The following is a 1,410-nucleotide window of genomic DNA, read 5'->3' on the forward strand; positions in this document are numbered from 1 at the left end:
TTGCCGAAAAGTCTTTACACTGGATAAATGAAATCTCTTCTGACGGACTGAACCTAAGGGAAGTGGAAGCTATGAAGAGATTCTATGTTTCCGTAGGGGCATTTCTCAATGGAATGGCCTATGCGGCAATTGAATCGGAGAGAGTAGAGAGTGATCTGCTGCAGATGGTGCGTGATACGAGAAGCATAGTTCAGCATGCGGAGGAAGTGGCCGCAATGATATCTTCTGCAAAGAACATAATACTCTCCACCGCTTCGACTGTCGCCGACATTATCTCGGGTAACTGGAGCGGCGTGGCACAGCAGATATCAATCGAAGCGCTGCTGGATGAGTTCGTAGATTATGTGAAGAACGACCTGCTCGACGATGTACTTGAGGCTGTGAAGAATAAGCTCAGGGCATATCTTTCCGACCCTTCAAAGGCCGAGGAGCTACTGAGTCTAATAAAGGGCGACATGGTCGGATGGGTAAGAAGCGGCGAAGACTCTTATGAGGGCAGCGTCAGAGATGAAATCCGCCAGGTCGTTTACACCGACCTCACCTACCGCAATTTCACAAAACCAGTAATCAGAGAGCTTGAAGAATCGCTGGCGGGAGCAGCGCGTCTGGCTTCATTGCCAATTTCAGATCTCGATCTCTACGCTGCTAGCTGGAGTATGAACAGGGATTTCGCGAACATGAGAACCGAAGTGATGGATCCTCTTCAAGACTGGTCTTTCATGGTTCTCGGAGAACACAAGAGAATCGACAACTGGGAAACGATCCTCGAGATCTTCGAAGAGACGGTTCCTCTGATTGTGGAGCTTCTGAGGCTCATGGAGTACAAAAACCCCGTTCTTGGCGATATTACAGAGGAGCTTTCGAAGCTCTCATATGTGCTGGATGCAGTCGGCCTCCTTACTCTGGCATGTGAAATATCATTGAAGGCCGATCAGCTTACAACTATGGCAGGGAAGCTAGATAGGGTCAACGACTATCTATTTCCCGAAGACGGTTACTAGAGGTCTTTCATCAATATCTTTTCCTCATCGTCCCACTCGTCCGTATCGACAAAGCCCAGCTTCAAGTAGAATTGGAGCGGGGAAGGGTCGTTGACGACACATGACGTGAAGAGCTTTTTATAACCCTGTGCTTTGAGATATTCAATCAACAGCAGGATAGCGTCTCTTCCATATCCCAGTTTCTGATACTTGCCCCCGATCATGAAGCGCCACATAGAGGCGTGCTCGACATCTTTCATTCTCGGATCTGGCGTGAAGTCCAGCATAATGAACCCCACCATCTCTTCTCCCGCATAGATTGCCCTGAACCACGCGTTCTTTGCGAAGTGGGCTTGAGCGATTGAAACCGCGTTTGAGGCCACGGCTCTCTCCTGTCCTTCCAGCAGGGTCTTGCTGAGTTTTATCGCAT

At 49.1% G+C, this 1,410-nt stretch carries 2 protein-coding genes; one reads left to right on the forward strand and one right to left on the reverse strand.

Features of this window, described 5'->3' with window-relative positions; translation table 11 throughout:
* The coding region (locus RJ60_RS04455; protein ID WP_258006176.1) for a hypothetical protein at positions 1-1,001 on the forward strand (1,001 nt) is incomplete at its 5' end.
* Here the strand turns inward: RJ60_RS04455 and RJ60_RS04460 are convergent.
* Positions 998-1,410: N-acetyltransferase (locus RJ60_RS04460; RefSeq protein WP_103134131.1), on the reverse strand; the 413-nt coding region annotated here is incomplete at its 5' end. The two genes, RJ60_RS04455 and RJ60_RS04460, sit on opposite strands and share 4 nt — an antisense overlap.

The sequence above is a fragment of the Mesotoga sp. B105.6.4 genome, assembly GCF_002896535.1.
Classification (GTDB): Bacteria; Thermotogota; Thermotogae; order Petrotogales; family Kosmotogaceae; genus Mesotoga.